This window comes from Prochlorococcus sp. MIT 1300 (assembly GCF_034092375.1).
GTDB lineage: Bacteria > Cyanobacteriota > Cyanobacteriia > PCC-6307 > Cyanobiaceae > MIT-1300.
The window spans coordinates 459,978-486,577 of record NZ_CP139302.1; the positions used below are offsets into that span (position 1 = coordinate 459,978).

The following is a 26,600-nucleotide window of genomic DNA, read 5'->3' on the forward strand; positions in this document are numbered from 1 at the left end:
AACGAAAAATCTGTATGTAATAAAAATAACTCTAAAATCAACAGGACTCAAGGGCCAGGGACCCTGCCATTACAGTAACTAACCTCATAGGCAACACCAACATTCCCTTTTTGACTTTCTACACACTCATTTTGATGTTTTGCCCACTGAGATAACGGCAAGATTGAAATAGCTATTACCAAAAGGCTCGCCGCACTGCTAAGGGATAACAATAAAGAGGAAAGAGACCTTAACAAGTCCAAAGTCGAAGAGCTTGACTCCTGTTTATCAGTCATAGGAAACTCCTTCTAAGCTACGGACATCGAGGTATTAGCTAAATAAACCTACTTCAAAGAAGCTACAAAGCATATAAAGAAGCCGCTTTTTTTCTAAAGGCAAATAGTTTAATCGGCAATGACATCCTGACTTAGTGAATATCAGTGCCGATATTTTTATCCTTATATAAAAAATTTCATATCTGCAGAGCTAACTATGGTCTCTCTGCCAATGACTGACTGTGGCAGGTGAAAACTTGTGGCCATAACTCTTACCAACAGCAACTATGCAGCTGTTGTTAGGTCCGCAATCACTTATCTGGCCTTGAAGCCTCTTATCAGTCTTAGCCTTTGCAAAAAAGGCTTCAAGCTGCTTCTTAGACATAATTACCTCCTAGCTGGGGGGTCAATACATCGCTAGCTACGGAGGGGCATGTTCGGCAAGTAATATACAAACAAAGTTTGTATATAGAAAGATCTAAAAGGCGCTCACACAACGCAACAAAAAAGTTTTTATTAGGTATGAATGCCTATTCTTCCGCAGTGGATCGCTGAATATCAGGTTGGGTAAATCCAACCTCAATAATATTAAAATCAAAGCCAAGGTTTGTACTTTTTGTAAGGACTTCTTTTTTCCTAAAGCCCTTAAAGAAAGAAGAAATTAAAACAACTAGGGATTCAACAAAAAGGATAAAACCTATTAAGGCAACGAAAATCGCCTGGTCAGTGATACTTTCTTCTTCCACGGCTAGTCGTCTGTAAAGTAAAAAGCCTTGCCGAAAGGCTGTCAATAAATACTAGTATTTTTCCAATCGCAAGCATTCATTGAATCAATAGGCGATACAAGGGGCATCAAAGCTCTAAGCATTTACTCCTAATGCGATTGAAGTTATTGAATGGGAAAGGGAATTCAGATGATCCTGCAATGCGAGACAAAATCAAGTATGAGCACTTCGAGCAGAAGAAGGAATACCAAGACATTTGCAGCCGTATGATCACGAGAGATCAACTTCTTCATTATTAGACTCTATCAAAGATGGAACAAACTAGTATTCACTACGAAATGTCAGACGAAGAGAAGGCCGAATACTTCGATGCTTTTACTTTAGACATATTCAATAGCAAGGAAAATATTTTAGTAGACTTCATAGTAGAATGTACTGATGAAAGTGGGCTAATAGATAGCCTGAAAAGTTGGCCAAAGGAAATTAAAGTAGCAGTAGTGAACAGATTCATAAAGAACCATATGAATAAGGCTGAAGGAAAAGCAAACAAATGAATCAGTCGAACTACATTCAGATTGACCTAGTGTAAGACTTAGTCTCCAGCAATTAGTCCAAATAGTCTTGAAAGAGTAATCACAAAATGACCCAAGAAGACATATTATTTCAACTCATCCTCTGGTTAATTTCATTTATTGCAAATATGTTCTCTGCTTTTGCTGGTGGAGGAGCAGGATTAATTCAGCTGCCAGCACTTATCCTACTAGGATTGCCATTCACTATTGCATTAGGCACTCATAAGTTAGCCAGTGTGGCTTTAGGTGTTGGGGCTGGCTTGCGACATATGAGAGAGGGAGCGCTGGACACAAGACTAACTAGTATAATTCTGTTCTGTGGACTTCCAGGAGTATATTTTGGTTCGCAACTTGTCGTTTCTGTTCCAGAGAAACTTGCCACATATTTACTTGGTTTATTGACTATATGGCTGGCTCTTTTCTCGTTTAAAAAAAAGAATTTAGGGACAATAGATTCGAGATACAAACCAAATATTAAAGAACTAATAAAAGGAGGATTAGTTCTATTTCTTATTGGCCTTCTAAATGGATCACTTTCGTCAGGTACTGGCCTATTCGTAACTATCTGGTTGGTTTATTGGTTTGGCCTGTCGTATACAAAAGCTATTGCCTATACATTGATTCTGGTAGGTCTGTTTTGGAATGGTACAGGCGCTATTGTTTTGGGTATGAATAGTGATATCAAATTAAACTGGCTTCCCTCTCTAATTAGTGGTTCTCTTATAGGTGGATATTGCGGAGCCCATATAGGTATAACCAAAGGTAATTCTATTGTTAAAAAAGCTTTTGAATCCATTTCTTTCCTAATGGGAGTATCACTAATAATTAGAAATTTCTTCTAAAGCCAATCAAAAGATCCCATTAGCATTAATACCTGAAGCGCTTAACTACCTTTGCAGGGCCATCATTTGAACCCTTAAGATACAAAAGCCATTGACTTGTCTCAATGTCATGATCACAGCCATACTCAGAATTGGAGCCATAATCCTTTATTTGAGCAAAATGACAAGCCTGGTCAGCCTCAAAGGCTGATCTATAGGTAGTTAGAAAAAACAACAAAACCAAGGATACGGCCAAAAGAAGTGTTGAAAAAATTGCTAGTCTCATTAATGTAGAACAACTAACTTGGTTTTTCTATTAACTATTCTACTTTAAAAACCTAAATACCCAAACCCAACATGAAAAACCCTATAGAGCAACTATACTTAAAGTTCTGGGTACCAGTTTTTGGACGAATATTAATGCTATTTTCTAAGTGGATAGAGGGAGAGCCTGTCAAGGAAACACCCACATATGATCTTGAAAATATAAATAAAATCGACAAGAAATAAATGTATTTTCATACGATACTTTTATCAGTTCTTTCACCTGAGATCTTAAGCTTCATAAAAGTTGTAGCTTTATTAGGTCCTTTCCTGATAGGGGCTCTTATTCTTACTTTAAAAAGAATCGAAAACACTCATCCAAAAAGGATTAGATGGAAATGATCAAACCTCTAGCAAGCTAAGCTTGGGTAGTGAATCTTTTATGAGATCTTTTTTGAAACACAATTATGCTCAAGATTAATTTTGTAAAGTCCCATTGGTACGCAATCCTAATTTACTGTCTTTTATTTCCTACAAAAGCCTACTCTGGAGTCAATGAATTTACTCCCCTGGATCAAGTAGAGGATTGGGTCATAGAGCGACGAGTTAATTCAACAACTAATAAAGTACTCTGCAGAGCATTTTTACCAAACAACTCGACATGGTTTAGTGGCAGAATTCGCCTAGATATAAAAAACCAATTAATAATTCCTGAAGAGATGCTAAATACAAGACTGCCCGAACTATCGAGTATAAAAAAGGTTATTAATGCACTAAAGAATTGTCGTTCTAGTCTTATCTATCTAAAAGAGAGTTAATTGAAAACCCCTTGTTTCTGGGAAGCTCCTAACGATAGAAATTAGTAGCGTTTGCTCTAAAAGCCTAATAATTTACTAGTAATCAGTTTTAGGTCCTTGATCCTTTTGGTCTGAGGGACTCACCAAGTACCAAATTACAAACACAATCAAATAAATGGTTGTTTCCACAAGTAGTTGCTTCGCCTTTCTACGGCCTAGCAAGAGAATGGGCTATTCGGCAGCAGGTTCGTTACATATGAACTCACTGCTTCTTGACTGAAGAGCACTATTTAGGTATTCGGAGAGGGACAAACCTTCTATAAAGAGAGGCTGGATACCTAGCGACTAGCATTGCCCTGAAAGAAAACCTAGGGGGAATTAGCTATAAGCAGCAATAACTCTTAAAACCTCAAGGTAAAGAACACTACAAGTAGCCACCAAAACAGTAATCAAAACCCCACCCCACTTAATGATTTTCTGATCTGGATTGGTTCTGCAGGCCTCTATAGCTGCTGGTGTTGCACCAAGAGGGGTAAAGGTCAGTCCCACAATTAGAGCCGTGAGGCTTATCACTACTAATTGGGCGTTGCTCATTACGAACCTCGTTGAACGCCAGGAGCTTAAGCCGATGAGACTTGATTAATGCGATCTAGATAACCTGCGTTACCTTCGAAAGCAATAATTCAGAGCCATAGCTCACATGAATTGGAATACATGCTTTGCAGGTTGAAATTTTTCGTCGCTATAGAAAACAAGCTCACTTGTCTCCCTTTACTTTTGGAGACTCCCTTCTGATTGCCTTGTACTCAGAACGGATCTGATCTAACAAAGCCTCGCGTCTTTTCAATGAAAGATCCATTTCCTTTTGTTCTAGGGAAAGTCTTTCATTACGGCTCAATTGCATCCAACTATTTATATTGCTTTTCATCACAGTTTTACTTGGCTGAACCAAACGACGTCGCAAATAAGGCGAAAAGAATAAAATAAAAAGAGTAGCTCCTAATAAAAAAGCATAAAAATTACTCATAGGCTCAAAGAGTTACTCAAGTTAAATACCTAATCCAGACCTTAACAGCTCGACTAGCAAAGTAGCTAATAAGGCCTAAAGGCCTCATGAAAAGCAGCTATTGTCTAAAAAATTTTAACCGGGCCTGAAGGACGCCTAGAAGGCCGATGAGAAACGAAGTCAATTGTTGAATCTTTAGTTAGAGACATATTAATTACTACATGAACCTGTCCAAAAGAGGATCTACTAAAAAGAGTATAACAATACAAGACAAAATTACCCAGGCCAATAAAAATAAAATGAAGGCTTTAAACCTTTTTGCCACAGGGCTAATAGAATTTGCACCTTCCTTTAGAAGGGTGGCTTTACAGTCGGATAGTTGGAAATTGTTTAACCTAAAGTATTCAGACAAAGGTAAGCGTACTTCGGAATATTGGCTCTGCAATCTTGCTGCAAATTTCTCGGGTTGCGCAGTTTGCAATGTCGCAACAATTTCGTCAGGGTTCAACTCGTTTAGTCGCTTCTCAAGATTCGTAGTCCATCCCAAATTAAACAGATTCCCATTACGGACAAGGTAAACATAGCCAATCATGGATAAAAAAGTCTTGGAGTTTGGCTGAAGGCTCTTGCCACTTAAAATCTTAGCCAAGAGGAAACTTTTTAAAAGTTATCAAATCATTTTACTGAATTGTTATTAAAAATAAAACCAATAAAAGAACTAATAGGGTATTAAATGAAGCCAGAACAATTGCTGCGAGTCTTTTGCTTGATGCAGAAACTCCATTCTGCTCATTTATCATGCTAAGTATAAGAAGATACTAGAAAGCCCTGCCTGAATCTAAAGACAGGCTACCAAAAGTCTGAAGCAAAGCTGTTGGACACATTATTTGGAGTAGCTGAACAGTCAGGGTAAAAATGTCCTGAAGTTGACCAAAGCTGCCTACTATTAGCAGCCCTCAAAATGGCCTTGTACTGCTTGTCAGACCTTGAATGCGAAGAGACATCTCGCTGAGGGATTGGTCTAGCACGACGCAAAATTTGCAACATCATGCTTTCTCGGAAACTACGCAAATGAAACCGCGAAATAACCCAACAAGCGATAGTGAGTATTACCTAACAACCTGTGATCTACCAAAAGACCAATTCATACAGCCATCTGCTGGGCCAGAAGACTAAGCCTCACCAAAAATATTCAGTTGTAATGCGTAATGCGCTATAAAGGCCCCCACGTAAGCCATGGCTATGGATTCAGCTAGTAGTTCGTCAAAACCTTCTATAAAAGAACAACTAAAACAGCTTCTTGATGAAAAGTGGGAAAGCTTAAACCAATCTCAAAAGAAGTTCGCCAAAAAGGTTTGGGGGATAATTACATACAAATGGCGTTGGCAAATCGCAATGAACATTCCATATCTCGCGATTTTTATCTTGGACAAAACAATCCCTTCAGTTCATAAATTTGACGTAGAGCTTTTAAGCTATATCACCGCAAAGTTACCTATTCCAGCATTTATATCTTCCTGGATAGGTCTAAATTAAAAAGAAGTCAAGAATACCATTTCAAATTTAGGTTATTCACCTGATTAGTTTTATTTCAACAAAGTTAATTTAGGCTAAGGGCCAAGGGAACTGGATCCCAAGCCTATCAATCAACCACAAGCCAAAAGCGACCTTAAATCCTGTAGCCAATAAGCCCCACCCAAGAAGCTGCTTCTTCGACAATCCAAAAAACATCTAAAAAATTCAAAGGGCCTTTAAAGACAGCTTAATAAATAAATCTTTTTAGATGGGGTCAAAAGAACAAACCTCAAAGAAATTAAAGGTTAAGAAGTTTGCCTCTAGTTTTAAATGGGTCGCCTGAGATTCGAACTCAGGACCAGCCGGTTAAAAGCCGGATGCTCTACCGCTGAGCTAGCGACCCTTCAAATGAGTGCCCTTAAAGCACCGATGGAAATTATCACGCTGAGTGTCCCCGCGTATCGATGTGTGTTGCCGCTTGCATCCCCGTCCAGCCTGAATCTTGGGGCAAATTGAACCTCATCTAAATAGTGACAATTAGAACACCTAGAAACCAGAGTCACATTTAGACCCGATTAAAGCGTAAAATCCGCGGTGAAATTCACGTCCCTGACCATGATCGTCTTTGTAGCTCTGCCAATCGTTGCTGCTTTGGCCTGGGTCGTCTTCAATATTCAACAGCCTGCCAGAGAGCAATGGTCAAGGCAATTCGGAGACGACAACAAGCCTTTCTAAGAGTTTGACCTCTTAGAAAAGTGCATTCAGGTGACACCCTGAAACCTTGAATCCTTCAAAATCAGTAGTCGTAATTGGTGCCGGCCTAGCCGGTACTGAGGCCGCTTGGCAAATTGCAATGGCGGGGGTAAAGGTAACTCTGATTGAGATGAGGCCAAACCATAGAACCCCTGCACACCACACAAATGAATTCGCTGAGCTTGTATGCAGTAATAGCTTTGGAGCCATTAATAGCGATAGGGCTTCAGGGCTTTTAAAACAAGAATTACGTGAACTTGATTCACTCGTAATCAAAACAGCAGGGATTCATTCCGTTCCTGCAGGTGGGGCTTTAGCTGTAGACAGATCGAACTTTAGTTCTAAGTTGACAGAAATAGTTAGTTCCCACCCATTAATTTCTGTTGAAAGGAAAGAGCAAAAGGAGTTGCCAAATCCCCAACAGATCACAGTTCTGGCAACAGGACCTTTAACAAGTGAATTACTTGCTAATGATCTTCGGAAATTTACAGGTCTTGAGGAATGTCATTTTTTTGATGCAGCAAGTCCAATCATAGAAGGCGAAAGTATAGATTTCTCGAAGGCCTTCTCTGGTAGTCGTTATGACAAGGGGACACCAGATTACTTAAATTGTCCGTTAAATAAGTTGCAATATCAAGCATTTCGAAATGCACTTCTAAATTCTGATCAAGCTGAATTAAAAGACTTTGACAAAAAAAATGCAAACTTCTTCGAAGGCTGTTTACCAATAGAAGAGTTGGCAAGGCGTGGAGAAGATACTATGAGATTTGGCCCCTTAAAACCCATAGGTCTTTGGGACCCAAGGTGGGGCGATTTAAATGACCGAAATGTTCGTAAGGAAAAACGTGCTTATGCAGTTGTTCAATTACGAAAAGAAGATATCTCAGGAAGGCTTTGGAATCTTGTTGGGTTTCAAACAAATCTGAAGTGGAGCGAGCAAAAACGAATCTTTAGAATGATTCCAGGGCTTCAGAACGCAGAGTTTGTACGTCTAGGAGTAATGCATCGCAATACCTTTTTGGAGTCTCCACAATTATTAAAACCCACCTTGCAATTCAAAAGAAGGCCCTACCTTCTTAGTGCTGGACAAATTACTGGAACGGAAGGATATGCAGCAGCAGTCGCTGGTGGATGGCTAGCTGGGACAAATGCGGCCAGACTTGCAAAAGGCGAAAATCCAATTGACCTCCCCCCAACAACAATGATCGGTGCATTAACCCATTTCATTAGTGGTATGAACACCACCTCCAAAAGGTCAGGGGAGTTCCAGCCAATGCCAGCCAACTTTGGCCTATTACCTGCCCTCAGTAAGCAAATCAAAGATAAAAAAACCCGCTACGAAGCTTACAGAGATCGAGCGCTCAAAGACCTTGAAAAAATATCCCAAAACCTATCATCTTAGTAATGAGACCAATAACTCAGAAAGAATAAATTCAAGATGCAGACTATTAAAACAATCCGGGTTCAACCCTGTTAACAATCACCTATAAAGTATAGAGCTCAAACAATCTTCTAAATCTTAACTAGAATCGTTCAACATGAATGCAATCAAGAATCAACAGGCAGATTCAAACACATGGGATGCAATTGTAATTGGATCTGGAATAGGCGGACTGGTTACAGCTTCTCAACTTGCCTCAAAAGGGGCAAAGGTACTTGTTCTGGAGAAATACACAATCCCTGGAGGAAGCGGAGGAGCATTTCAAAGGAAGGGATATACCTTTGATGTTGGCGCATCAATGATTTTCGGTTTTGGGGAAAAGGGATATACCAACCTTCTCACTAGAGCTCTAGCTGATGTCAATGAAAATTGTGAGACATTTCCTGACTCAGCCCAACTCGCATACCACCTACCTAACAATTTGGAGATTGTTGTTGATCGTGATTACAACAGTTTTATTGAATCATTGATAAGACGTTTCCCTCATGAATCTTCTGGGATTAAAAAGTTTTACGGAGTTTGCTGGCAAGTTTTCAACTGCTTAGATTCAATGCCATTACTTTCAATAGAAGAGCCTTTATATCTAGCAAAGGTTTTCTTCAAATCTCCCTTAGCTTGTCTCGGATTGGCCAGATGGCTGCCAGTAAATGCTGGTAAAGTCGCTAGACAATATATAAAAGATCCAGAGCTCCTTAAGTTCATTGATATTGAGTGTTTTTGTTGGTCTGTAATGCCTGCTAATGAAACACCAATGATTAATGCAGGCATGGTTTTCTCAGATAGACATGCTGGTGGAATAAATTATCCCAAAGGAGGTGTAGGAGTAATTGCCCAAAAACTAGTTACTGGCCTAGAAAATCATGGTGGACAAATTAGATATAAATCAAGAGTCAAAAATATTCTTTTAAAAGGTAAATGTGCAATCGGGATTGAACTTGCGAACGGTGAAAAAATTTATTCAAAGAAAGTAATTTCAAATGCCACACGTTGGGACACATTTGGAGGGGAAGGGGCTAAACATGCTCTTGTAGATATAAAAGATACGCCATCATCCGAGCACAAATGGAGGCGAAGGTATAAGCCTTCACCATCGTTCCTTTCACTTCATTTAGGAGTTGAAAATTCAATCATTCCCAAAGGATCCCACTGTCATCATTTAATATTGGACAGTTGGGATAAAATGAATGCAGAACAAGGAGTTACTTTTATATCAATTCCGACAATCCTAGACTCAGGCCTAGCTCCTGAAGGAAAAGGAATAGTACATGCTTTTACCCCTTCTTCAATAAAAGATTGGGAGAATCTAAGTCCTAAAGAGTATTCCGATAAAAAGACAAGAGACGCTGATCGTCTTATAAAAAAAATTGAAAACATCTTCCCAGGTCTAAAAAGCTCTATCTGTCATAAAGAAATAGGAACCCCTCGGACTCATAGGCGTTTCTTAGGCCGTTTTCAGGGCAGTTATGGTCCAATACCCTCTTTACCCCTCCCGGGATTGCTCCCTATGCCTTTTAACTCAACTGGTATTCAAAATCTCTTTTGCGTTGGTGACTCATGCTTCCCTGGGCAGGGACTTAACGCAGTTGCGTTCAGTGGATTTGCTTGTGCCCATCTAATTGGTGCTGACCTTGGGATTAATCCTTGGGAGCTCCCTAGCTAAACCTATCGATAACAGAAAACTTATTTTTAAGGAGAGATTTTTCTATTCAGGCAATGTGTCCAGGCTAAACCTATAACCTTGCTGCCGAACAGTTGTAATACCTCCACCTTCTCCAAGTCCAGCCTGCTCAAGCTTCCTCCTGAGAGTTAGTACTTGAGTGTCAACAGAACGAGGTCCCCCGCTAAATGGGGGCCATGCCATCCGGAGAAGTTCTTGACGACTACGAACCATGCCTGGTGGCATCAAAAGGGCACAAAGGAGAGCAAATTCCCTCGGGCTCAATTCAACTGGTTTCTCTCTTAGGGTCACCTGTCTAAGAAGGAGATGTACCTCCAAGGGACCAACTGCAACTCTCTCTTGCAAACCACTGCGCCCTCTCTTTAAAAGAGTTCTACAACGTGCGGCCAATTCCTCTAATCCGAAAGGTTTTCGCAACACATCATCAGCACCCTCATCAAAAAGCCCAACCACTGGCTCAACACCAGCACGGGCAGTAAGGACTATCACAGGGCACCCCAAATGTTGGGCCAGACGAAGAGCAGAGCTCTTTTCAAGCAGTTCTGAACTAACTAGCAGATCTGGGGTTTGTTCTCTACAAAGATCTATTGCTGCTGCTGCTGAATCGACTGCAGCAGTTAGATGCCCATCCTGTCTCAACCGTTGAACTAAAACGGTCCTAAGTGTCGGATGTGGCTCTACTACGAGGACCTTTGCAAGATTCTGAGTAGAAGCTTGCATAGTAGAAGAACCAGAAGATGGCACCGAATTATGGGCTGACGAAAGAACGTCTTGAGGAATAGAGGTCACTTTCTAGAACAGAACCCCGGGTACGCTAAGACAATTCAATGCCAGACTGGTGAAAGAAGTCGGCTTACGGGGAGACCATGACATCACTTGAAAGCCCTCAAACTATTCGACACTTCCAATCTCTTTGCGATTCTTGCCAAGAGCTTACTAGCCGATATCACAACCCATCAGAATTAAGACTCTATGCAGATGGTTATTTACATGCCCTTCGATGTTGTGGGCAGTTAGATCAAAAAGAACTTCTAAAGCTCGAAAGGCTTATGGAAAGATGGATATTGGATCCATCTAGTTTTATAGGACCTGATGGGGACTTAAGCAGCCTGTTTATAAAAAAAGAAATTGGGTTATAAACTTAATCAAGAGATGGATTAAATGAACTTTTAAATCTAAGAAGCAAGTGCTATTTCCAATTTCTCTCGAAGCTCTCCTGAATTGTACATTTCTATAAGTATATCTGATCCACCGATAAACTCTCCTTTAACATAGACCTGAGGAATCGTTGGCCAATTTGAATATTCCTTTATTCCTTCACGAATTTCCATATCAGCAAGAACATCAAATGTTTCAAAAGTAATCCCTAGCGAATTTAAAATCTGAACAACATTATTAGAGAATCCACATTGAGGCATTATCTTTGTTCCCTTCATAAAAACCACAATTGGACTAGCCTGAATAAGGCTCTCAATTCGCTTCTTGGTGTTTGAGTCCATAATTAAAATAGCAATTGGTTTAATTAGGGGTTGAGGTGTTTAAAGCTAAAGCATGAATTGCCTCACTGGCCAACTCATCACGCAAAGCGCTATAAACTAATTGATGTTGACGTACAAGAGAAAGTCCAGCAAATGACTCAGAAATAACATTTACCTGTAAGTGGTCACCTCCTCCATTTAGATCTTCAACTGAAACTTTTGCATCTGGTAAAACACGCCGGATAGCTGTGCTTACTTCGTTTGCTTGAACCATGAGTGACTAAAAAAAGATGGAAAACCTAGTCATTGCTATAAAGCAATTTTAATCAAAGGATACTCAATTAGCCGCGGAATATGGAGTCTCTACAAAACCTAATTCCAAAAGCCTCTGATATGCCTTTTGCCCCTCTGGCTTAACAGGAGTCATTAATCGGACAACCTCCACTAGTACAGGTACAGCAATTTCCGGCTGATCCATTCGACGGAAAAGTGCAGCGAGGCGAAGGTTTGTATTTGCTAACAATCTCATGGCTTCTCGTCCTTTCTGATCCATTTCTCGAGGGATCCGCGCATCTAAACCACGAAAAGATCCACTGATGTCTCTGTAAAACGAAAGCAATTGCTTGGAAGCATTTCTAGATTTGTCGTAATACCGACGAGCTTCTTCCAAATCTCCTCTTGCAGATGCAGCATCACCTTTCTTAAGGAGACTATTAACTGCAGAAACATTGAAGCCATTGACTTCCTCTGCCAAGACCCTCGTAGCAGTTGTCGAAGATTTCTCCTCTGGTGAACAACCTGAGAAAAGAGCCAAGCCTGCCAAAAGTGCCAAGGCCGTCATCGGTAGGCGACAACGCATCGATTTGATTTGTATTTACAAAACAACTTTAGAGTGAATTAGAAAGTCGACCAACTGCGCTAAGGGCAGCTTGTTCAGCTGCATGCATACTCAAAGCCAACTTGTCATTAAAGTTGTTTGCAGCATTTCTACCGGTGCTAGAAACCATTAATGGCTCTTCGAAACAAATTGCGGCACGTCCAAAAGGCTTAGGAACTGCTTCGCTATATCCAATCCCAACTGGCACTACTTGAACATCAACACCCTTTCCATGAGCCAACTGTGCTAAACGAGCAAGCCCCTGTTTAAGCCGAATAGCCTTACCAGTTCGATTAATTTTGCCTTCAGGGAAAACCACAAGTTGCTGACCATCAACCATTAAATCAATGGCATATCTCAATGTGGCTAAGGAAGGCCGAGCCTGATCTACAGGGAAGCATCCAAGCCTATGAAGGAACCAACCTTGAATACCTTTCATCTCAGTTCTAGTGACCATGAACCTACAGTCCCTTCCTGTGACCCTTCTTCCAGCAGCCATTGGCAACATAAGTCCATCCCATCTAGCTCGATGAGTTGGAGCAAGCAGAACAGGCCCTGCAGATGGCAAATGTTCCTTTCCTAGAACAAGTCTTTGCCTAAAGAAATTACGCAAAACCAAATCCTGCGTAGTCACCATGGCAAGTGGGCTCCAAAAGGGATCCACCCCAAGACATAAATTTGTTTCTCGGGTCTTTAAATCCCGGGACACATTTTAAAAGCGATCCAATCCAACAAACTTAACGTCGATATATAGGCTTCACTCCACTTGAAAGGGCAGTTGAGTTAGCGGCCAAGTACAAAAAAACACTTACCAAGCGAAAGTTCTCAATAGAATCCAGATCAGAGACAAAACCTTATGGCAAAACTCGGGGTAAATATCGACCATATCGCGAGTGTGCGCCAAGCAAGGCGTACCGTTGAGCCTGATCCTGTCAATTTGGCGTTTATTGCCGAACTTGGAGGGGCTGACAGCATCACTGTTCACCTCAGAGAAGATCGACGACATATACAAGACCGTGATGTGCGACTACTTAGGAAAACAATTCGAACGCAATTAAACCTAGAGATGGCCCCTACAGACGAAATGGTGAATATTGCTCTTAATGTTTGCCCTGATATGGTAACTCTAGTGCCAGAAAGAAGAGAAGAAATAACAACCGAAGGGGGATTAGATATTATTGTAAACCAAATTTATATCAAGGAAGTGATTTCTAAGTTGCAAGATGAATCAATACCAGTAAGTTTATTTGTAGATCCTAGTTATGATCAAATTCAAGCTTCAGCAGATACTGGAGCTGATTTTGTTGAGTTGCATACAGGTTGTTATGCAGAAGCTTCCACCAAAGAAAGAGTCAAACAACTCTCCTTGATAAAAGAAGCAACGGCAATATCTCAATCATTAGGTTTAGGAGTAAACGCAGGGCATGGTCTTACATACCAAAATGTTTCCGCAATAGCAGAAATCAGAGGTATACAGGAATTAAATATTGGCCACACAATTATTGCAAGGTCCTTAGCCGTCGGCCTTAAAGAAGCAGTGCAAGAAATGAAAGCCTTAATAAGTGGTAAAGGGAGCAACTACATCAGGAATCATCGAAACAATCATTCAAAAGAACCTTGTTAAAGGTTTATCGCAGCAACCGAGCAGAATGGTTGGCTCAATTACTTTCTGAAAAACTACGTCTAGAACCTCCTGGGATTTTTGAGAAAGTAGAAATAGTCGTGAATACTTGGCCTACAAGTCGTTGGTTAGGGGAACAGATCTCAATTACAAATGGGATAAATGCATTAGTAAGATTTCCCTTTCCAGGTACATATTTAAAACAACTAGTCAAAATAATCCTTAATGAAGATCTAGATATTGAAGACCCGTGGAAAGGCAACCGATTGGTTTGGGAAGTTATAGATCTTCTACCAAACCTACTAGAAACTGATCAAGGTAGATCCCTTCGCGAATGGTCTAAGCAACAGACTTATAAAGAGGGTTTATTGAATAGATCTAAATGGCAATTAGCAAATAGTATTGCAAATCTTTTTGATGACTATGTTCTATATCGTCCTGAACTATTAATGAACTGGTCTAGACATAATAAAAATCCAAAACCAAGAAATCTTACATCGAGTTTCCTTTGGCAGCCGGTTCTCTATCAAATGCTTGAAGAGAAAATAGAAACTGATCCATTCGGAGTAAAAGTCAAAAAGGCAATTCAAAAACTTAAAGAAGGCAAAGTTCCACACGCAAAGCTTCCAAAGAATATACGACTATTTGGGATTAGCAGCCTTGCTCCGATTCAAATAGAACTTATTCAAGCAATTTCTGGCTACACAAATGTCGAGATATATCTACTCACACCTTGCCCCAACCTGTGGCAAAGACATCCAATTGGAAGCCGGGAATTCAGTCAAAAACTAGGAGTTATTAACGACTTGCGTCCAGAAGGTCTCGAAAAGAAATTCGGACGGATGGCATCAGAGTTTCAACAGTTATTAGAAGGTAGTGGAGAAAACCAGCTAGGGGCTTATGAAGAGAAGGATCTATTCGCCGCTCCTATTAGTATGGCAACAGAAAAAGGAAGGCTGCCAACGTTATTAGAGCAACAACAGCAGCAATTAGTCATCGAAAATGAAGTCCAAGAAATTAAAACTAATTCCAAGGATAGTTCCTTGTTATTCATGTCTTGCCCAGGAGATATTAGACAAATTCAATTAATAAGGGATCAAATCCTGCAATGGTTTGCAGGAGACGCAACATTACAGCCTAAAGATGTATTAATAATGACACCTAAGATCAATAATTATGCACCACTAATATCCTCAGTATTTAATGACACATCAGCAACGGGTATAAAAATTCCATGGCGCATTACTGACCGTAGTCAACAAGAGTCTCCTGGAGTCATCAAAGGATTCATAGAGATACTTGAATTAGCTGAAGGACGACTTACTGCCACATCGCTAAAATCACTTATAAGCAATCCGTCAATATTAGAAAAATATAGACTAACGAGGATAGATGTAAACGAATTAAACAACTGTCTACAAAAAACAGGTTTTCGCTGGGGACTCGATAGAAAAGAGAGGAAGGGAGATGAAACACATAGTCTTAAATGGTGTTTAGATAGATGGCTTCTTGGCTTAGTACTACCACCAACCCTAGGAGCATCAGCTGATGAAACAGCTCCATTCTCAGAAGGGGTCACAATTAATCAACTAGCCAAATGGTGGAATCTCATATCAAACATTACCAAGACTATCGAGCTACTAAGAATCAACAGGTACGCCAATGAATGGATCGAAGTTCTACAAAATCTTATTGAAGACTTATTTGATGATTCGGATTCCTGGGCTTGGGAGAAACAATGTCTTCTTACTGAAATTGAAAACTGGAGAGAAGTATCAACAAATTGTAAGTTAAAGATTGGAGCATCAACAGTAGCAGATATTTTAAGTAGAGAAATCTCCTTACAGACAGGAAGGTTTGGTCACAGAAGTGGTGCTTTAACTATTAGTGAGTTAGAGCCAATGAGAGCAATCCCTCATAGAGTTATCGTTTTAATGGGACTAGATGCAGGGTTATTCCCAAGGTACAGAGAGCGACCTGGCTTTGACTTATTAAATCAAAAATGGGAATTAGGGGATCCAAGGAGTAATGACCAAGATCGCTATATTCTCTTAGAAGCACTCATTTCAGCCAGACAACACCTACTTATAACCTGGAATAGTAGAAATGAAAAAACAGGTGAGGTCAAACCCTTATCGACACCAATTCAACAATGGCTGAAAAAGTTGGAGAATGAACTTGAGCCAGAATCTTTTGAAAATATATACAAGCGGCCTGACCCTAATCCACTAAGTCGAAAGAATTTTCTTTCTCAAAATGGGTGTTTTCCAATTAGTTGTGATCGAAGAAATCTGGAAGCACGAAAGTTGATTGATAAAGGAATTAGCACAAAACCAATTGCAATTGCGATACCTTTAAAATGGGACTCAAATTTTAGAATCAAAAGTAATCAAAAGATTTCATATGAACAATTAAAAAATTGGCTAATAGCTCCACAACGAATTTGGCTAGATACGATGCAATTAAGACCCAGAGAATGGGTGGACAGGGTAGAAGACTTAGAGGCTCTAGAATTAAATGAATTACAAAGACAAAGTCTATTAAGAGAGAAGTTAGACCAACTGACAAAGAACCAATCATCGATTGATGAGTCAATAGAAATCAATGAATTTAATAATGACTGGGAGTACCTCTATCAAGGCCGGGGAATACTACCGCCAAAATCTGCTGCGAAACTAGAGTCGGAAAGATTAAATGAACGTTGGTATGGCTTATTCAAATCAATTAAAGAGATAGGTTCATTTAATGTTAAGGAGCTTCTAGTCGAAAATGATATGAGGAAATTCATTTTTGCAGGAGATCACATGATAATAGTTCAACTAGGGAAATATAATGCGAAGGGGATAATGCAAGGATGGTTAAATCATCTCTATCTTTGCAGAAATGAAGAACATACAAAAACTACAATCTTATTATCAAGAAGTTTATCTAAAAACAAATCTAATGATTATACAAGATCTGCCACTTGGAAACCGGTAGACTCTAATGAAGCTGCAAAGCAGATTGAAAGCTTGAAATCTCTAACATATCAAGGAACAACAACTTGTTGGCCAATACCGCCTGAAAGTGGATGGGCACTTTGCAGAGGTAAAATAGATTCAACAGAGAAAGGTGAAAAGCTCTTTCGTCAAACATGGGAAGGCAACTTTAAGCTAAAGGGTGAAAAGGCCAAGCCAGAAATGGAACTTTGCTTCGGAACCAACTACGATGCTTCAGAAATCTTAAGTAATCAATATTTCAATGAGGCATATTGCTCTCTTTACGAACCTTTGTCAAAAGCATTGCTTAGATAAATATCGATCTTACTGAACACTAAAATAAAACATGTATCAGGTACATCACTTTTATTTAAAAATTAGTAAAGATAGTCTTTTATTGATTGGCTTGCTCCAAAGTAATAGTTAAATTTAGTAGGAAGGGCAAATTCTTGTAATCTAAAAGTGAACCATAACGAACTCAAGAATGCACTCTCTGGCTGGGGTTTTAGCTGGAGTGGATTAATTTACAACAAGCAGGGTGAATGGTGGTTAATTTGTCAATTATTGCTAATTGGAGCACATCTAATCCCACTTTTAATGCATCAACACATTCCGATAAGAAATTGGCCCATTTATTTAAGCCTTGTAGGATCAATAATTTTTTTTCTTGGCATCTTATTAGCTATAAGAGCCTTATCAAGCCTAGGTGAAAGCCTCTCACCACTCCCAGATCCAAAACAAAATGCCAAGCTTGTTACCAACAGAGCATATAGGCTGTGTCGGCATCCTTTATATCAGTCGATATTAATAAGCTCAATAGGTGTTTCTCTAGGAACTGGAAGTCCTATCCATCTAGTACTTTTTTGTCTTCTCTGCATAGTGCTTAAAGGCAAAGCAAAAAGAGAGGAAGAGAAGCTAAGTAAACTACATGGTCATTATGAAGATTACAAAAAAGATACACCCGCAATAATTCCACTAGTTCCTTTTTTGGACTGGCGTCATTAATCCTTAGCCTCGCCAAACAAAAACAACCACTGATTCATGGATAAAACTTTTAACAATCCAGTAAATTTGTTTAAGCCTAACGAATATCCTCTTACACCTGGTGTTCGACTAATTGAAGCTAGTGCAGGAACTGGAAAAACATTTGCACTGGCTCATTTAATTCTTCGTTTGATTACAGAAGGCCAACATGCAATTGACCAGATTTTAGTAGTAACTTTTACGGATGCAGCAGCAGAAGAACTACGATCAAGAGTTTCATGCCGCATAGAAGAGGCAATCGAGGCTATAAGAAAACTGAAAAATGAAAAACAGATCAGCATCGCTGATGAAGTCCTCTCTTGTTGGCTTAAAAAGCATCAAATAATAAATCCAGGTAATAACAAATGGGAGGAGCTGCTGATAAAAGCACAAGAAGGCCTTGACCGAGCTGACATAACAACAATTCATGGATTCTGTCGTCGGGCCTTAAGGCGTGAAGCAATAGAAGCAGGTACGGCAATTGAACCTCGACTTGAAGGAGAAGACAAACAACTAGTAACTGAAGTTGTGCACGAATACTGGAAGGAACAAGTCTTGTCGCTAGAAGCTGAGGATGTCAAAGGACTGATTCAAGCAGGGCTTAATATTGAAAATCTAATAAAGCAACTAATAAGAATTGATAGTGATCCAAGCATTACTTTAGATAGCGAATCTAAAAACCTTGACAAGGACCAAACACTACATAAACAATTCAAGGACTATCTAAAAGATAAATGGATAAAATTTAAATCCTTGTGGCTTGAAGAAGGTTATCAACTTGATCTAGACCTTCGACATTTCGCCGAAGGGCTACGTTCAATAGGAGTTAAAGATACTAAACCATTTAGTCCGAACCCTACTAAGGATAGATATGGGGCTATTCAAGATTGGATCGATTTAAACACTCCAAATATAGAAATTAATAAAGATGTTTCTATACCATTATACGGAAGAATTCGAGATCAAGATATTCTAAGCAACTATTATCACCCTTCTATCTTCTGGAAAAGCTGGAGAAAATTTTACAGCAATACACCAAAACTTCCTAAACAAGAACTACAAGTTGCTATAGCAAACTTATTAGATGGCCCAGCGGAACTTGTATGGAACCATGCCCTACTTTGGGGAATAATAGAGCTTAAAAATAGAAGAAATGAAAGCGGAACTCTTAGTTATAGTGATTTACTATCATCACTAGACCCTAAGAAAGGTGAGAACGAAGAAAATGAGGTGCTAAATAATTGGCAAATGCCTTTAGTAAAGCAAATAAGAAATTATTATGAAGTTGTATTAGTGGACGAATTCCAGGATACAGACCCTGTGCAATGGAGAATCCTTAAACACACTTTTGGCACAAGTCAAAAGCACCTTCTTTTGATGGTAGGAGATCCAAAGCAGGCAATTTATGGTTTCCGAGGTGGAGATCTTGATACATACCTTGAAGCAAGGGACTTTGTCGAACAAGTTGATGAATTAAGAAACAACTATAGAACAACTAATGAGCTAATGATTGGTTTAAATCAATTTATGGAAGCAGGATTAATACGCTCTGGTTTGCCTGTACCATCATTAAAGTCATCGTCAAAAAGAAAGGCTTATTCACTAGATAAGAACAAACACCCATTACAGGTAATTATAAGTAATCCAATGGATAAATCCAAGGATGATGTAAATTTAGTAGAGGAATCTAAGACTACAGTAGAACAAAGAATCCCATTAGTTGTCGCCCACTTAGTCCTTAAACTTCTTAGAACTAATAATCAATTAATTCAGCCGAAGGACATATGTATACTTGTAAGCCGTCATGACCAGGCTGCAAGTATCCAGAACGGCCTAGACATATCAGGAATTCCCACACAACTAATTAGCAGAGGAGATGTTTTAACAAGTGAAGCCTCACAACTCTTACAAAGACTATTAGATTGCCTTGCACGGCCAGGTGACTCTTTCTCTCTAAGGCTTTTAGCCTGTTCTTCATTACTACAATGGAGTCCGACTAAACTTATTGAGGCCGAAATAAATGGAGAACTTGATCAATTAGCACTTAAGTGTAGATATTGGTCCAAGAATCTTTCTTCTATAGGACTTTTTGGATGTTTAGGTGAACTCCTAGAAGGCGAACAAATGGCCGATTTATCACAGCGCGGTCGCCTTCTTAGTGACTTGCATCAATGTGCACAACTAACTCAAACTGAAATTCATACTCAAGACTTAGATGCGGAAAGTGCCTCACAGTGGTTAAGGTTTCAAAGACTGCAAGCTCTTGAAGTCATACCCGAAAGCAGACGACCACATAGCGATGTTGTTGAAAGTGCTGTGAGTGTGTTGACAATTCATAGAAGTAAAGGCCTGGAATACCCAATAGTTATTTGTCCATACTTATGGCAAGCACCTCCAACCCCTGAGGGACCACTATGGAAACATAAAAAAAACAATTCCTGGCAAATTGCCCTAAACACTCACTGGGGGATGGGAGAGCAAGTTGCTCAAGATGCAAAAGCATCCTCACTCCAAGAAGCAGAAAGACTTGCTTATGTAGCACTAACTCGAGCTTCTGACCAGGTTTTAGTGTTGTGGGCAAAAGCTAATAAACAGGAAACTAATCCACTAATGAACTTCTTATTCGGGGGCAAGGTAATAAAAGAACCTTTCGAAAATATTTCATTAAAGATGATGGAGGAGCATCTCAGGGGATTAAACATATCAGTCAGTATTGACTCAAGCCATATAGATAAAGATGAAAAACCATGGGAGCAAGCAAACCCAATAGGTGAACTTAATATAGGTCCAGTACCAGACAAATTAGACACATCATGGGGTCGTAGTAGTTATTCGTCCTGGATATCTAGCAAAGGCAATGAAAATACAATAAAAGATATTAACCCTAGAGAAGCAGAAGAAGGGAGGGATATTGATCAACAAAACCAATTAAATGATTCAAATAATGAGTTACCACTAAAATCATTACCAATAAAGGAAGATTTTACAAATATAAACTGGTCAAAACAAGGTCCACTTGATGAATTCCCTCGAGGTAGCTCAGCAGGAGAATGTTTGCATAAAATACTTGAACAGATAAATTTCACTATCTCAATTAATAAACAAGATGCCAATCAGATCATTGAAAAAGAACTCAGGAATACAGGAATAGATTTATGTCATGTAAAAGCAATTAAGGAAACATTAGATAGATTACTTTCACTGCCAATAGGTGGGGCTCTACAAAATTTAAAATTTAACGAGCTTAATGAGAGAAGACGGATTCATGAACTGAAATTTGATCTTCCAATTAGGCAGAAGGGGAAATCGATTAATTCAGAGGATATAGCAAATGCCTTTAAGTTAAACAGCTCCTCAAGGTTTGGTAATAGCTATATAGATGAAATTAAAAAATTAAATATTAATAGCAAAGGTTTCTTAGTAGGAGCCATTGACTTAGTTTTTTGTGACGAAGAAGATGTCCAAAACGGACGTTGGTGGGTTGTTGACTGGAAAAGTAACTGGATAGGCGAAAGTTCAACAGAAGAAAAGGATGCAAATTGTGGTCCATTTTTTTATGATAACGAATCTATGGAAAGACAAATGATTTATCACCATTATCCCTTACAAGCCCATCTATACCTTGTTGCCCTACATCGTTTTCTTAAATGGAGACTGCCTAGCTACATACCCAAAAAACATCTAGGAGGGTATGTCTACGTTTTTCTAAGAGGATTACCTAAGAGATCCGAAATAGATGAAAATAACCTTAAGAATAAATTACCAGGACTTATAGTCGAACCTTGCCCAACTGAAAGGATATTAAGAATAGATGAAGTAATAAATGGACACGACAAATGAAAAATAATGAAGGAGAGAGCTTATCCGATAATTTAAAAGGTGAAGTGTATAAGGTTTTAATAAGGAAAATACCTCCAAAGCATCATTCTGAACATCTTGAAGACTTAGTAAATGCTCTTATGAATGCAGTTTCTAGAGGTGAGCTTGGTATAAGTTTTAACGGGGAAATACCCTTAATTGAACCAAAAGCTACTGGTTGGCCAGAAGCACATATAGAGGCACTTAGAAAGAGTGGTTGGCTTAATGGAAATAATCCACCTATGGTCATAACAAATCAAACGTTAAGATGGCATAGGTGGCATATAGAAATTAGCAATATTATTAATTGTCTTAAAGCGAAAGTGGAATTAAAAGAATCTACTTTAGATAATATCTCATTAGAAAACTGTCCCGCAGAAAATTCAAGACTTAACCGAGAACAGAGAAAAGCTATTCTTGCAATCTCCAATGAAAAATTAATCCTACTGAGTGGAGGCCCTGGAACTGGTAAAACTACTACTATTGTCGGAATGCTAGAAAGAGCATTCTTCTCTAAAAAACAACTTAGAGTTGCTCTTGCTGCTCCAACAGGCAAGGCAGCTAGACGGTTACAAGATGCGCTGCAAAAAGGGATTAATGAATTACCAATTGAAATGCAAGAAAACTTATTTGGTCTTAAATGTAATACTTTGCACAGATTGTTAGAAGCTAAAAAAAATAGTTTTGGAAAAAATAATCTTGACCAGCTGCCTATCGACCTTCTAGTAGTTGACGAGATGTCAATGGTGGATATCTCTCTTCTTCAAGCCTTGCTAGCCGCTTTGCCGATTAAAGCCAGATTAGTTTTAGTAGGTGATCCAAATCAATTACCCCCAGTATCAGGTGGTTCGATATGGGATGAGCTTTTAGAAAGTGAGCTAAGGCAAAACTTTCCTACTTGCGTTATACACCTTAAAGAGGTTCATAGAAATAGAGGTGCCATAGCAAAATGCAGCAAAGTTCTCATAGAAAAGGGTTTGAAGGATTTTACTAGAGAACTATGCAGAACGACTAAGTCTGAAAATATAGAATTACATACTGCCAAGCCAGGTTATATTCCTTCTCTAATAACCAAACACCTTAAAAGTCACTGCAAGAAACTTTCAGATTTAGCCTTGAATTTAGATTTTCAACCAGATATCCACGAATATAAATCCCATTCCAATGTTAATGCAGAGTTACTTATTAACACATTGAATCAACTAATGATCTTGTCTCCAAAAAGAAAGGGGCTATGGGGAGTAAATGAAATCCACCAATCTATTCTAGGTCCAACATGGAATGAAGGACCAGCCCAATGGCCAGTAGGTACTCCTGTAATTTGTGGAGAGAATCAACCCGAGTTAGATCTTGCTAATGGTGATATAGGAGTTATAATAAAAACAGGTATGGGAAAACGTCTTCTATTCAAAGTAATAAACAATGAAGGCGACTCCTTCATAAAGCTTTTTCATCCAGCAAGATTAAAATCCGTCGAACCCTCTCTTTCAATTACGATTCACAAGTCACAAGGAAGTGAGGCTTCACAAGTAATAATACTTTTACCAGAATATCTTATTAATAATGATTCGGCCTATAACACAAAGAAAGTTCCTAATTACCAAGAAAAATTATTATATACTGCAATAACTAGGGCTACACAAAAGGTAGACCTTTTCCTTCCTGATACAATCTCTTTGGATAAGTTCAAGTAGAATGAATAAATATTAGTCCAAAATCATATATAAAAGACCCATTAATATAAATATCCAATTTGATTAAAATAATTATTTATTAAACAGTCCTATCAAAGAAATGAAAACTTACCCTGCTAGAGCTTACAAACAAAATCAGTCTTAGAACAATCCATATTAATTTGAATAATGATTAGGACTTGCAGGATGATAAGATTGGGTTTCAACCTTTGAAGTAAAGGCAAAGCAACTAGAGAACGGCCATTTGCCGATAGGAAGTTGCCAGCCTGATTTGAAGGATCAATCAGGCTCATTCCTTCTAGAAATGACTAATACAACAACACACGAGGAAGTCTCGTGCTCAGTAGTTGAGAGTTTTGAATCTACCCCCAGCGATCAAGGTAAAACGCAACCGCAGCCAAGCAAAAGCAAAAGCATCGAAAAGGTTGACGGGCAAAACACAGATTCAATTCCTGGAGAAGCTACAGAAGATGATTCCGTTGAATCCAACTCATCAGGGTTCGAAGGTTTTGGATTCAGTCCACAATTATTAAAGACACTAGAAAAAAAAGGGTATAAAGAGCCTTCTCCTATTCAGGCAGCAGCATTTCCTGAGTTGATGCTCGGAAGAGACTTGGTTGGCCAAGCACAAACAGGAACTGGCAAGACAGCTGCTTTCGCCTTGCCTCTTCTTGAACGGCTACAAGAAAGTGGGAAGTTTCCTCAAATTTTAGTTTTAGCTCCTACTCGGGAGCTAGCGATGCAAGTTGCAGACTCATTCAAGGCATACGCAGCCGGCCATCCGCATCTAAAAGTACTCGCTGTCTATGGAGGAGCTGATTTCCGCAATCAAATAAACACCTTAAAAAGAGGAGTCAATGTAGTTGTAGGAACACCTGGAAGAGTTATGGATCATATGCGGCAAGGAACATTGAATACATCTGAATTAAAGACACTCGTCCTAGATGAAGCAGATGAAATGTTGCGAATGGGTTTCATCGACGATGTCGAGTGGATTTTGGAACAGCTGCCGGAAGATAGGCAGATGGTTCTTTTTTCGGCAACAATGCCGAATGAAATTCGCAGGCTATCCAAAAAATACCTAAATGATCCAGCAGAGATCACAATCAAAGCCAAAACCAATGAGCCAAGGCTTATAAGACAGAGATATATAACACTTCAAAATAGCTATAAGCTAGAAATTTTAAATAGAGTTCTAGAAGCAGTAACTGGTGAAGGGGTAATCATATTTGCGCGCACAAAACTAATCACAATAACTGTTGCAGAATCCCTAGAGGCAGCAGGACATGATGTTGCCGTTCTAAACGGAGATGTCCCACAAAATCAACGCGAAAGAACGGTAGAACGATTAAGGAAGGGAACGGTCAATGTATTAGTTGCGACAGATGTTGCAGCCCGAGGATTAGACGTTGATCGTATCGGTCTGGTTATTAACTACGATATCCCCTTTGATAGTGAAGCCTATATTCACCGTATTGGTCGTACTGGAAGAGCAGGCAGAAGTGGTGAGGCGATTTTATTCGTAAACTATAGAGAAAAACGTTTTATAGGAACACTCGAAAGAGCTGTGGGAACTTCTATCGAGCCAATGGAGATCCCAGACAACGCAGCTATAAACAAAAACCGACTTGAGAGACTCCAGAAACGTCTTCACACCTGGGCAACTGAAGGTAGAGAGCAGAAAGAAGAAACAGCCTTGCTCAAGCAGCTTCTTAAACAAACATCAGAAGAATTAGAGTTAAGTTATGAAGATCTATCCTTAGCAGCTTTAAACCTAGCTATTGGTTCAGAGCCTCTGTTAGTTCAGTCAGATGAACGCTGGTTAAAAGAATCAACCCAACGATTGAGAAGAAAGGAAGGGAGTCTTGGGCGAAGGAACGAACGGACGTTAAGGGGCCCCGATGAGAATATGGAACGGTTCAGAGTGGAGGTGGGTCATCGTGATCGTGTTAAACCAGGCAACCTTGTAGGGGCTATAGCAAATGAATCAGGGCTCCACGGGCGAATGATTGGAAGGATTCAAATCTTTGATACCTTCAGCTTGGTAGACCTGCCGAAAGGAATGCCAGAAGATATTTTTGATTGCCTTAAACGTTTAAAAGTTATGAACCGTGAGTTACGCATCCAAAGAGATTCTCATGAGAATAGGCAAGGATAGCGCTAGATATTTTTTCATAAAGAGATTAACCAAAGCACTAATTCCCTTTCAAAGCAATTTTTTTAAGAAAATCTTGTACCTATGATCTAATTTTAATATTGATGCCTCAACCTTAAGGAAGGAAATCAGAATCATAAAAACCCTAAAAAAGCTCTGGAAGTATTGCCAACAAAGAGTTCGGAAGGTTTCGCTTAATTAAAATTGTCTCTTTGAAGCAGCTTGAATACTCTCATTCCTGAAAGTTTTCATGACTCACCAACCGCCCACCCTGTAGTTTGGTGTTATATCAGCTTCAGCTAACCGGCCCAAACGGCTCGGTCCCCAAGCTTCAGCTTTGCAGCTCCAGCATCCAGGACTTTCCTTTTCGGACCCAGGCTTCACTGATCAAATCCCATCAGTCCCATAGGAATGACCATTTACATAGGAAACTTGTCTTTCCAAGCAGAACAAGAAGATCTTCTCGATCTCTTCAGTCAGTACGGAGAAGTCAAACAATGCAGCCTCCCTCTAGATAGGGAAACAGGCAGAAAGCGAGGTTTTGCCTTTGTAGAAATGACTAATGAGGCTGATGAACAAAAGGCAATCGATGATCTTCAGGATGTTGAATGGATGGGGCGGATGATAAGGGTTAACAAAGCAACCCCACGGGAACGCTCTGGTGGTAATCGTGGGGGATACCAGGGTGGCGGCGGCGGCGGCGGCGGCGGTCGATGGTGAAATCTCCTCAGGAATTAATTATTCCAAGGCCATCCCTAAAAGGATGGCCTTTTTATTTTTCACCCTATCTCTAAGGGCTCAGAAAAATCTAAAACAAGGGCTCTTTCCCAAGCTCGCCGACGAAGCTTCTCACTATTATCAATCGAACTTGCTGCCTTGCCATATTCAGTCTCTTGAATAGGTAACGCAGCTCGCAAAGCCTTCCTGCGCCTCTTCGCAGTGAACCTATGAAAGCGATTAAATGCCCTAGAACGTGTCATCAAATCTCCTCAAGGGATAGTCACGTTCTACCTACAGAAGTCTAGGCAAACCACTGAAAACCAAAATCAGGTCAAGATTTTCAACAAATCACTAAATAAAACAATCAAAT

General features: G+C 39.5%; 28 protein-coding genes and 1 tRNA gene. 15 read left to right on the top strand and 14 right to left on the bottom strand.

Annotation, left to right across the window (positions count from 1 at the left end; all coding sequences use genetic code 11):
- Positions 1-47: 47 nt before the first annotated feature.
- From SOI83_RS02470 to SOI83_RS02480, 3 genes are all read right to left on the bottom strand, one after another.
- Positions 48-275, bottom strand: coding sequence for a hypothetical protein (locus tag SOI83_RS02470; RefSeq protein ID WP_320677041.1), 228 nt, complete (start codon positions 273-275; stop codon positions 48-50).
- Positions 276-465: 190 nt separating this feature from the next.
- Positions 466-639, bottom strand: coding sequence for a Nif11-like leader peptide family natural product precursor (locus tag SOI83_RS02475; protein WP_320677042.1), 174 nt, complete (start codon positions 637-639; stop codon positions 466-468).
- A gap of 145 nt (positions 640-784) precedes the next feature.
- The gene (locus SOI83_RS02480) at positions 785-1,045 is read right to left on the bottom strand and encodes a hypothetical protein (protein ID WP_320677043.1); all 261 of its coding nucleotides are present in this window, start codon (positions 1,043-1,045) and stop codon (positions 785-787) included.
- 272 nt (positions 1,046-1,317) lie between these two features.
- Here SOI83_RS02480 and SOI83_RS02485 point away from each other — a divergent pair, with 272 nt between their 5' ends.
- Positions 1,318-1,533 carry a hypothetical protein gene (locus SOI83_RS02485; protein WP_320677044.1) on the top strand — a complete coding sequence of 72 codons (216 nt, stop codon included), beginning with the start codon at positions 1,318-1,320 and terminating at the stop codon, positions 1,531-1,533.
- Between the two features lie 86 nt (positions 1,534-1,619).
- On the top strand, positions 1,620-2,393 hold the full coding sequence (locus tag SOI83_RS02490; protein WP_320677045.1) for a sulfite exporter TauE/SafE family protein: 774 nt from the start codon (positions 1,620-1,622) through the stop codon (positions 2,391-2,393).
- Between the two features lie 25 nt (positions 2,394-2,418).
- Here SOI83_RS02490 and SOI83_RS02495 read toward each other — a convergent pair whose 3' ends face one another.
- Positions 2,419-2,658, bottom strand: coding sequence for a hypothetical protein (locus SOI83_RS02495; RefSeq protein WP_320677046.1), 240 nt, complete (start codon positions 2,656-2,658; stop codon positions 2,419-2,421).
- Positions 2,659-3,103: 445 nt separating this feature from the next.
- Here SOI83_RS02495 and SOI83_RS02500 point away from each other — a divergent pair, with 445 nt between their 5' ends.
- On the top strand, positions 3,104-3,454 hold the full coding sequence (locus SOI83_RS02500) for a hypothetical protein (protein ID WP_320677047.1): 351 nt from the start codon (positions 3,104-3,106) through the stop codon (positions 3,452-3,454).
- Between the two features lie 357 nt (positions 3,455-3,811).
- Here SOI83_RS02500 and SOI83_RS02505 read toward each other — a convergent pair whose 3' ends face one another.
- From SOI83_RS02505 to SOI83_RS02515, 3 genes are all read right to left on the bottom strand, one after another.
- On the bottom strand, positions 3,812-4,027 hold the full coding sequence (locus tag SOI83_RS02505; protein ID WP_320677048.1) for a hypothetical protein: 216 nt from the start codon (positions 4,025-4,027) through the stop codon (positions 3,812-3,814).
- Positions 4,028-4,190: 163 nt separating this feature from the next.
- Positions 4,191-4,460, bottom strand: a complete 270-nt coding sequence (locus tag SOI83_RS02510; protein ID WP_320677049.1) for a glycoprotein — start codon at positions 4,458-4,460, stop codon at positions 4,191-4,193.
- 196 nt (positions 4,461-4,656) lie between these two features.
- Positions 4,657-5,088, bottom strand: a complete 432-nt coding sequence (locus SOI83_RS02515; RefSeq protein WP_320677050.1) for a GIY-YIG nuclease family protein — start codon at positions 5,086-5,088, stop codon at positions 4,657-4,659.
- Between the two features lie 587 nt (positions 5,089-5,675).
- On the opposite strand from SOI83_RS02515, the gene SOI83_RS02520 reads away from it, so the two are divergent.
- On the top strand, positions 5,676-5,975 hold the full coding sequence (locus SOI83_RS02520; RefSeq protein ID WP_320677051.1) for a hypothetical protein: 300 nt from the start codon (positions 5,676-5,678) through the stop codon (positions 5,973-5,975).
- 310 nt (positions 5,976-6,285) lie between these two features.
- Here the strand turns inward: SOI83_RS02520 and SOI83_RS02525 are convergent.
- Positions 6,286-6,357, bottom strand: a tRNA-Lys gene (locus SOI83_RS02525).
- Between the two features lie 212 nt (positions 6,358-6,569).
- Between SOI83_RS02525 and SOI83_RS02530 the strand changes: the two genes are divergently transcribed.
- The 3 genes from SOI83_RS02530 (at position 6,570) to crtH (ending at position 9,808) form a co-directional block, all read left to right on the top strand.
- Complete coding sequence (locus tag SOI83_RS02530) at positions 6,570-6,689, top strand: photosystem II protein Y (protein ID WP_320677593.1); 120 nt, start codon at positions 6,570-6,572, stop codon at positions 6,687-6,689.
- Between the two features lie 46 nt (positions 6,690-6,735).
- Positions 6,736-8,109 carry an FADH(2)-oxidizing methylenetetrahydrofolate--tRNA-(uracil(54)-C(5))-methyltransferase TrmFO gene (gene trmFO, locus SOI83_RS02535; RefSeq protein WP_320677052.1) on the top strand — a complete coding sequence of 458 codons (1,374 nt, stop codon included), beginning with the start codon at positions 6,736-6,738 and terminating at the stop codon, positions 8,107-8,109.
- 136 nt (positions 8,110-8,245) lie between these two features.
- A complete protein-coding gene (gene crtH / locus SOI83_RS02540) occupies positions 8,246-9,808 on the top strand; it encodes a carotenoid isomerase (protein ID WP_320677053.1) in 1,563 nt (520 codons plus the stop codon).
- 42 nt (positions 9,809-9,850) lie between these two features.
- Here crtH and SOI83_RS02545 read toward each other — a convergent pair whose 3' ends face one another.
- A complete protein-coding gene (locus SOI83_RS02545) occupies positions 9,851-10,615 on the bottom strand; it encodes a response regulator transcription factor (protein WP_414153426.1) in 765 nt (254 codons plus the stop codon).
- 77 nt (positions 10,616-10,692) lie between these two features.
- Here SOI83_RS02545 and SOI83_RS02550 point away from each other — a divergent pair, with 77 nt between their 5' ends.
- Positions 10,693-10,965 carry a DUF6761 family protein gene (locus SOI83_RS02550; protein WP_320677054.1) on the top strand — a complete coding sequence of 91 codons (273 nt, stop codon included), beginning with the start codon at positions 10,693-10,695 and terminating at the stop codon, positions 10,963-10,965.
- A 36-nt stretch (positions 10,966-11,001) separates the two neighbouring features.
- Here SOI83_RS02550 and grxD read toward each other — a convergent pair whose 3' ends face one another.
- From grxD to SOI83_RS02570, 4 genes are all read right to left on the bottom strand, one after another.
- Positions 11,002-11,325, bottom strand: a complete 324-nt coding sequence (grxD, locus tag SOI83_RS02555; protein ID WP_320677055.1) for a Grx4 family monothiol glutaredoxin — start codon at positions 11,323-11,325, stop codon at positions 11,002-11,004.
- A gap of 19 nt (positions 11,326-11,344) precedes the next feature.
- Positions 11,345-11,578 carry a BolA family transcriptional regulator gene (locus tag SOI83_RS02560; protein WP_320677056.1) on the bottom strand — a complete coding sequence of 78 codons (234 nt, stop codon included), beginning with the start codon at positions 11,576-11,578 and terminating at the stop codon, positions 11,345-11,347.
- Positions 11,579-11,641: 63 nt separating this feature from the next.
- Entirely contained in the window at positions 11,642-12,163 is a 522-nt protein-coding gene (locus SOI83_RS02565) for a hypothetical protein (RefSeq protein WP_320677057.1), read from the bottom strand.
- Positions 12,164-12,191: 28 nt separating this feature from the next.
- On the bottom strand, positions 12,192-12,818 hold the full coding sequence (locus tag SOI83_RS02570) for a lysophospholipid acyltransferase family protein (RefSeq protein WP_414153435.1): 627 nt from the start codon (positions 12,816-12,818) through the stop codon (positions 12,192-12,194).
- Positions 12,819-13,037: 219 nt separating this feature from the next.
- On the opposite strand from SOI83_RS02570, the gene SOI83_RS02575 reads away from it, so the two are divergent.
- The 7 genes from SOI83_RS02575 to SOI83_RS02605 all read left to right on the top strand — a co-directional run bounded on the left by SOI83_RS02575 (position 13,038) and on the right by SOI83_RS02605 (position 26,230).
- Positions 13,038-13,805, top strand: coding sequence for a pyridoxine 5'-phosphate synthase (locus SOI83_RS02575; protein WP_320677059.1), 768 nt, complete (start codon positions 13,038-13,040; stop codon positions 13,803-13,805).
- Positions 13,799-17,095, top strand: a complete 3,297-nt coding sequence (locus SOI83_RS02580; protein WP_320677060.1) for an exodeoxyribonuclease V subunit gamma — start codon at positions 13,799-13,801, stop codon at positions 17,093-17,095. Before SOI83_RS02575 ends, SOI83_RS02580 begins: the two co-directional genes overlap by 7 nt.
- A 147-nt stretch (positions 17,096-17,242) precedes the next feature.
- Positions 17,243-17,785, top strand: a complete 543-nt coding sequence (locus tag SOI83_RS02585) for an isoprenylcysteine carboxylmethyltransferase family protein (RefSeq protein WP_320677061.1) — start codon at positions 17,243-17,245, stop codon at positions 17,783-17,785.
- Positions 17,786-17,821: 36 nt separating this feature from the next.
- Entirely contained in the window at positions 17,822-21,643 is a 3,822-nt protein-coding gene (locus SOI83_RS02590) for a UvrD-helicase domain-containing protein (protein ID WP_320677062.1), read from the top strand.
- Complete coding sequence (locus tag SOI83_RS02595) at positions 21,640-23,355, top strand: ATP-dependent DNA helicase (protein ID WP_320677063.1); 1,716 nt, start codon at positions 21,640-21,642, stop codon at positions 23,353-23,355. Before SOI83_RS02590 ends, SOI83_RS02595 begins: the two co-directional genes overlap by 4 nt.
- A gap of 304 nt (positions 23,356-23,659) precedes the next feature.
- On the top strand, positions 23,660-25,513 hold the full coding sequence (locus tag SOI83_RS02600) for a DEAD/DEAH box helicase (protein WP_320677064.1): 1,854 nt from the start codon (positions 23,660-23,662) through the stop codon (positions 25,511-25,513).
- A gap of 408 nt (positions 25,514-25,921) precedes the next feature.
- Positions 25,922-26,230, top strand: a complete 309-nt coding sequence (locus SOI83_RS02605; protein ID WP_320677065.1) for an RNA-binding protein — start codon at positions 25,922-25,924, stop codon at positions 26,228-26,230.
- Between the two features lie 59 nt (positions 26,231-26,289).
- On the opposite strand, the gene SOI83_RS02610 is transcribed toward SOI83_RS02605, so the two are convergent.
- Positions 26,290-26,490: a hypothetical protein gene (locus SOI83_RS02610; RefSeq protein WP_320677066.1), complete on the bottom strand. Its 201-nt coding sequence runs from the start codon at positions 26,488-26,490 to the stop codon at positions 26,290-26,292.
- Positions 26,491-26,600: the final 110 nt, after the last annotated feature.

What these genes read in the sequence shown, in the direction of transcription:
- SOI83_RS02470 (WP_320677041.1), bottom strand. Translation starts at nt 275, where the DNA reads ATGACTGATAAACAGGAGTCAAGCTCTTCGACTTTGGACTTGTTAAGG.
- SOI83_RS02475 (WP_320677042.1), bottom strand. Translation starts at nt 639, where the DNA reads ATGTCTAAGAAGCAGCTTGAAGCCTTTTTTGCAAAGGCTAAGACTGAT.
- SOI83_RS02485 (WP_320677044.1), top strand. Translation starts at nt 1,318, where the DNA reads ATGTCAGACGAAGAGAAGGCCGAATACTTCGATGCTTTTACTTTAGAC.
- SOI83_RS02490 (WP_320677045.1), top strand. Translation starts at nt 1,620, where the DNA reads ATGACCCAAGAAGACATATTATTTCAACTCATCCTCTGGTTAATTTCA.
- SOI83_RS02495 (WP_320677046.1), bottom strand. Translation starts at nt 2,658, where the DNA reads ATGAGACTAGCAATTTTTTCAACACTTCTTTTGGCCGTATCCTTGGTT.
- SOI83_RS02500 (WP_320677047.1), top strand. Translation starts at nt 3,104, where the DNA reads ATGCTCAAGATTAATTTTGTAAAGTCCCATTGGTACGCAATCCTAATT.
- SOI83_RS02505 (WP_320677048.1), bottom strand. Translation starts at nt 4,027, where the DNA reads ATGAGCAACGCCCAATTAGTAGTGATAAGCCTCACGGCTCTAATTGTG.
- SOI83_RS02510 (WP_320677049.1), bottom strand. Translation starts at nt 4,460, where the DNA reads ATGAGTAATTTTTATGCTTTTTTATTAGGAGCTACTCTTTTTATTTTA.
- SOI83_RS02520 (WP_320677051.1), top strand. Translation starts at nt 5,676, where the DNA reads ATGGCTATGGATTCAGCTAGTAGTTCGTCAAAACCTTCTATAAAAGAA.
- SOI83_RS02530 (WP_320677593.1), top strand. Translation starts at nt 6,570, where the DNA reads ATGATCGTCTTTGTAGCTCTGCCAATCGTTGCTGCTTTGGCCTGGGTC.
- crtH (WP_320677053.1), top strand. Translation starts at nt 8,246, where the DNA reads ATGAATGCAATCAAGAATCAACAGGCAGATTCAAACACATGGGATGCA.
- SOI83_RS02550 (WP_320677054.1), top strand. Translation starts at nt 10,693, where the DNA reads ATGACATCACTTGAAAGCCCTCAAACTATTCGACACTTCCAATCTCTT.
- grxD (WP_320677055.1), bottom strand. Translation starts at nt 11,325, where the DNA reads ATGGACTCAAACACCAAGAAGCGAATTGAGAGCCTTATTCAGGCTAGT.
- SOI83_RS02560 (WP_320677056.1), bottom strand. Translation starts at nt 11,578, where the DNA reads ATGGTTCAAGCAAACGAAGTAAGCACAGCTATCCGGCGTGTTTTACCA.
- SOI83_RS02565 (WP_320677057.1), bottom strand. Translation starts at nt 12,163, where the DNA reads ATGCGTTGTCGCCTACCGATGACGGCCTTGGCACTTTTGGCAGGCTTG.
- SOI83_RS02570 (WP_414153435.1), bottom strand. Translation starts at nt 12,818, where the DNA reads ATGGTGACTACGCAGGATTTGGTTTTGCGTAATTTCTTTAGGCAAAGA.
- SOI83_RS02575 (WP_320677059.1), top strand. Translation starts at nt 13,038, where the DNA reads ATGGCAAAACTCGGGGTAAATATCGACCATATCGCGAGTGTGCGCCAA.
- SOI83_RS02590 (WP_320677062.1), top strand. Translation starts at nt 17,822, where the DNA reads ATGGATAAAACTTTTAACAATCCAGTAAATTTGTTTAAGCCTAACGAA.
- SOI83_RS02595 (WP_320677063.1), top strand. Translation starts at nt 21,640, where the DNA reads ATGAAAAATAATGAAGGAGAGAGCTTATCCGATAATTTAAAAGGTGAA.
- SOI83_RS02600 (WP_320677064.1), top strand. Translation starts at nt 23,660, where the DNA reads ATGACTAATACAACAACACACGAGGAAGTCTCGTGCTCAGTAGTTGAG.
- SOI83_RS02605 (WP_320677065.1), top strand. Translation starts at nt 25,922, where the DNA reads ATGACCATTTACATAGGAAACTTGTCTTTCCAAGCAGAACAAGAAGAT.
- SOI83_RS02610 (WP_320677066.1), bottom strand. Translation starts at nt 26,490, where the DNA reads ATGACACGTTCTAGGGCATTTAATCGCTTTCATAGGTTCACTGCGAAG.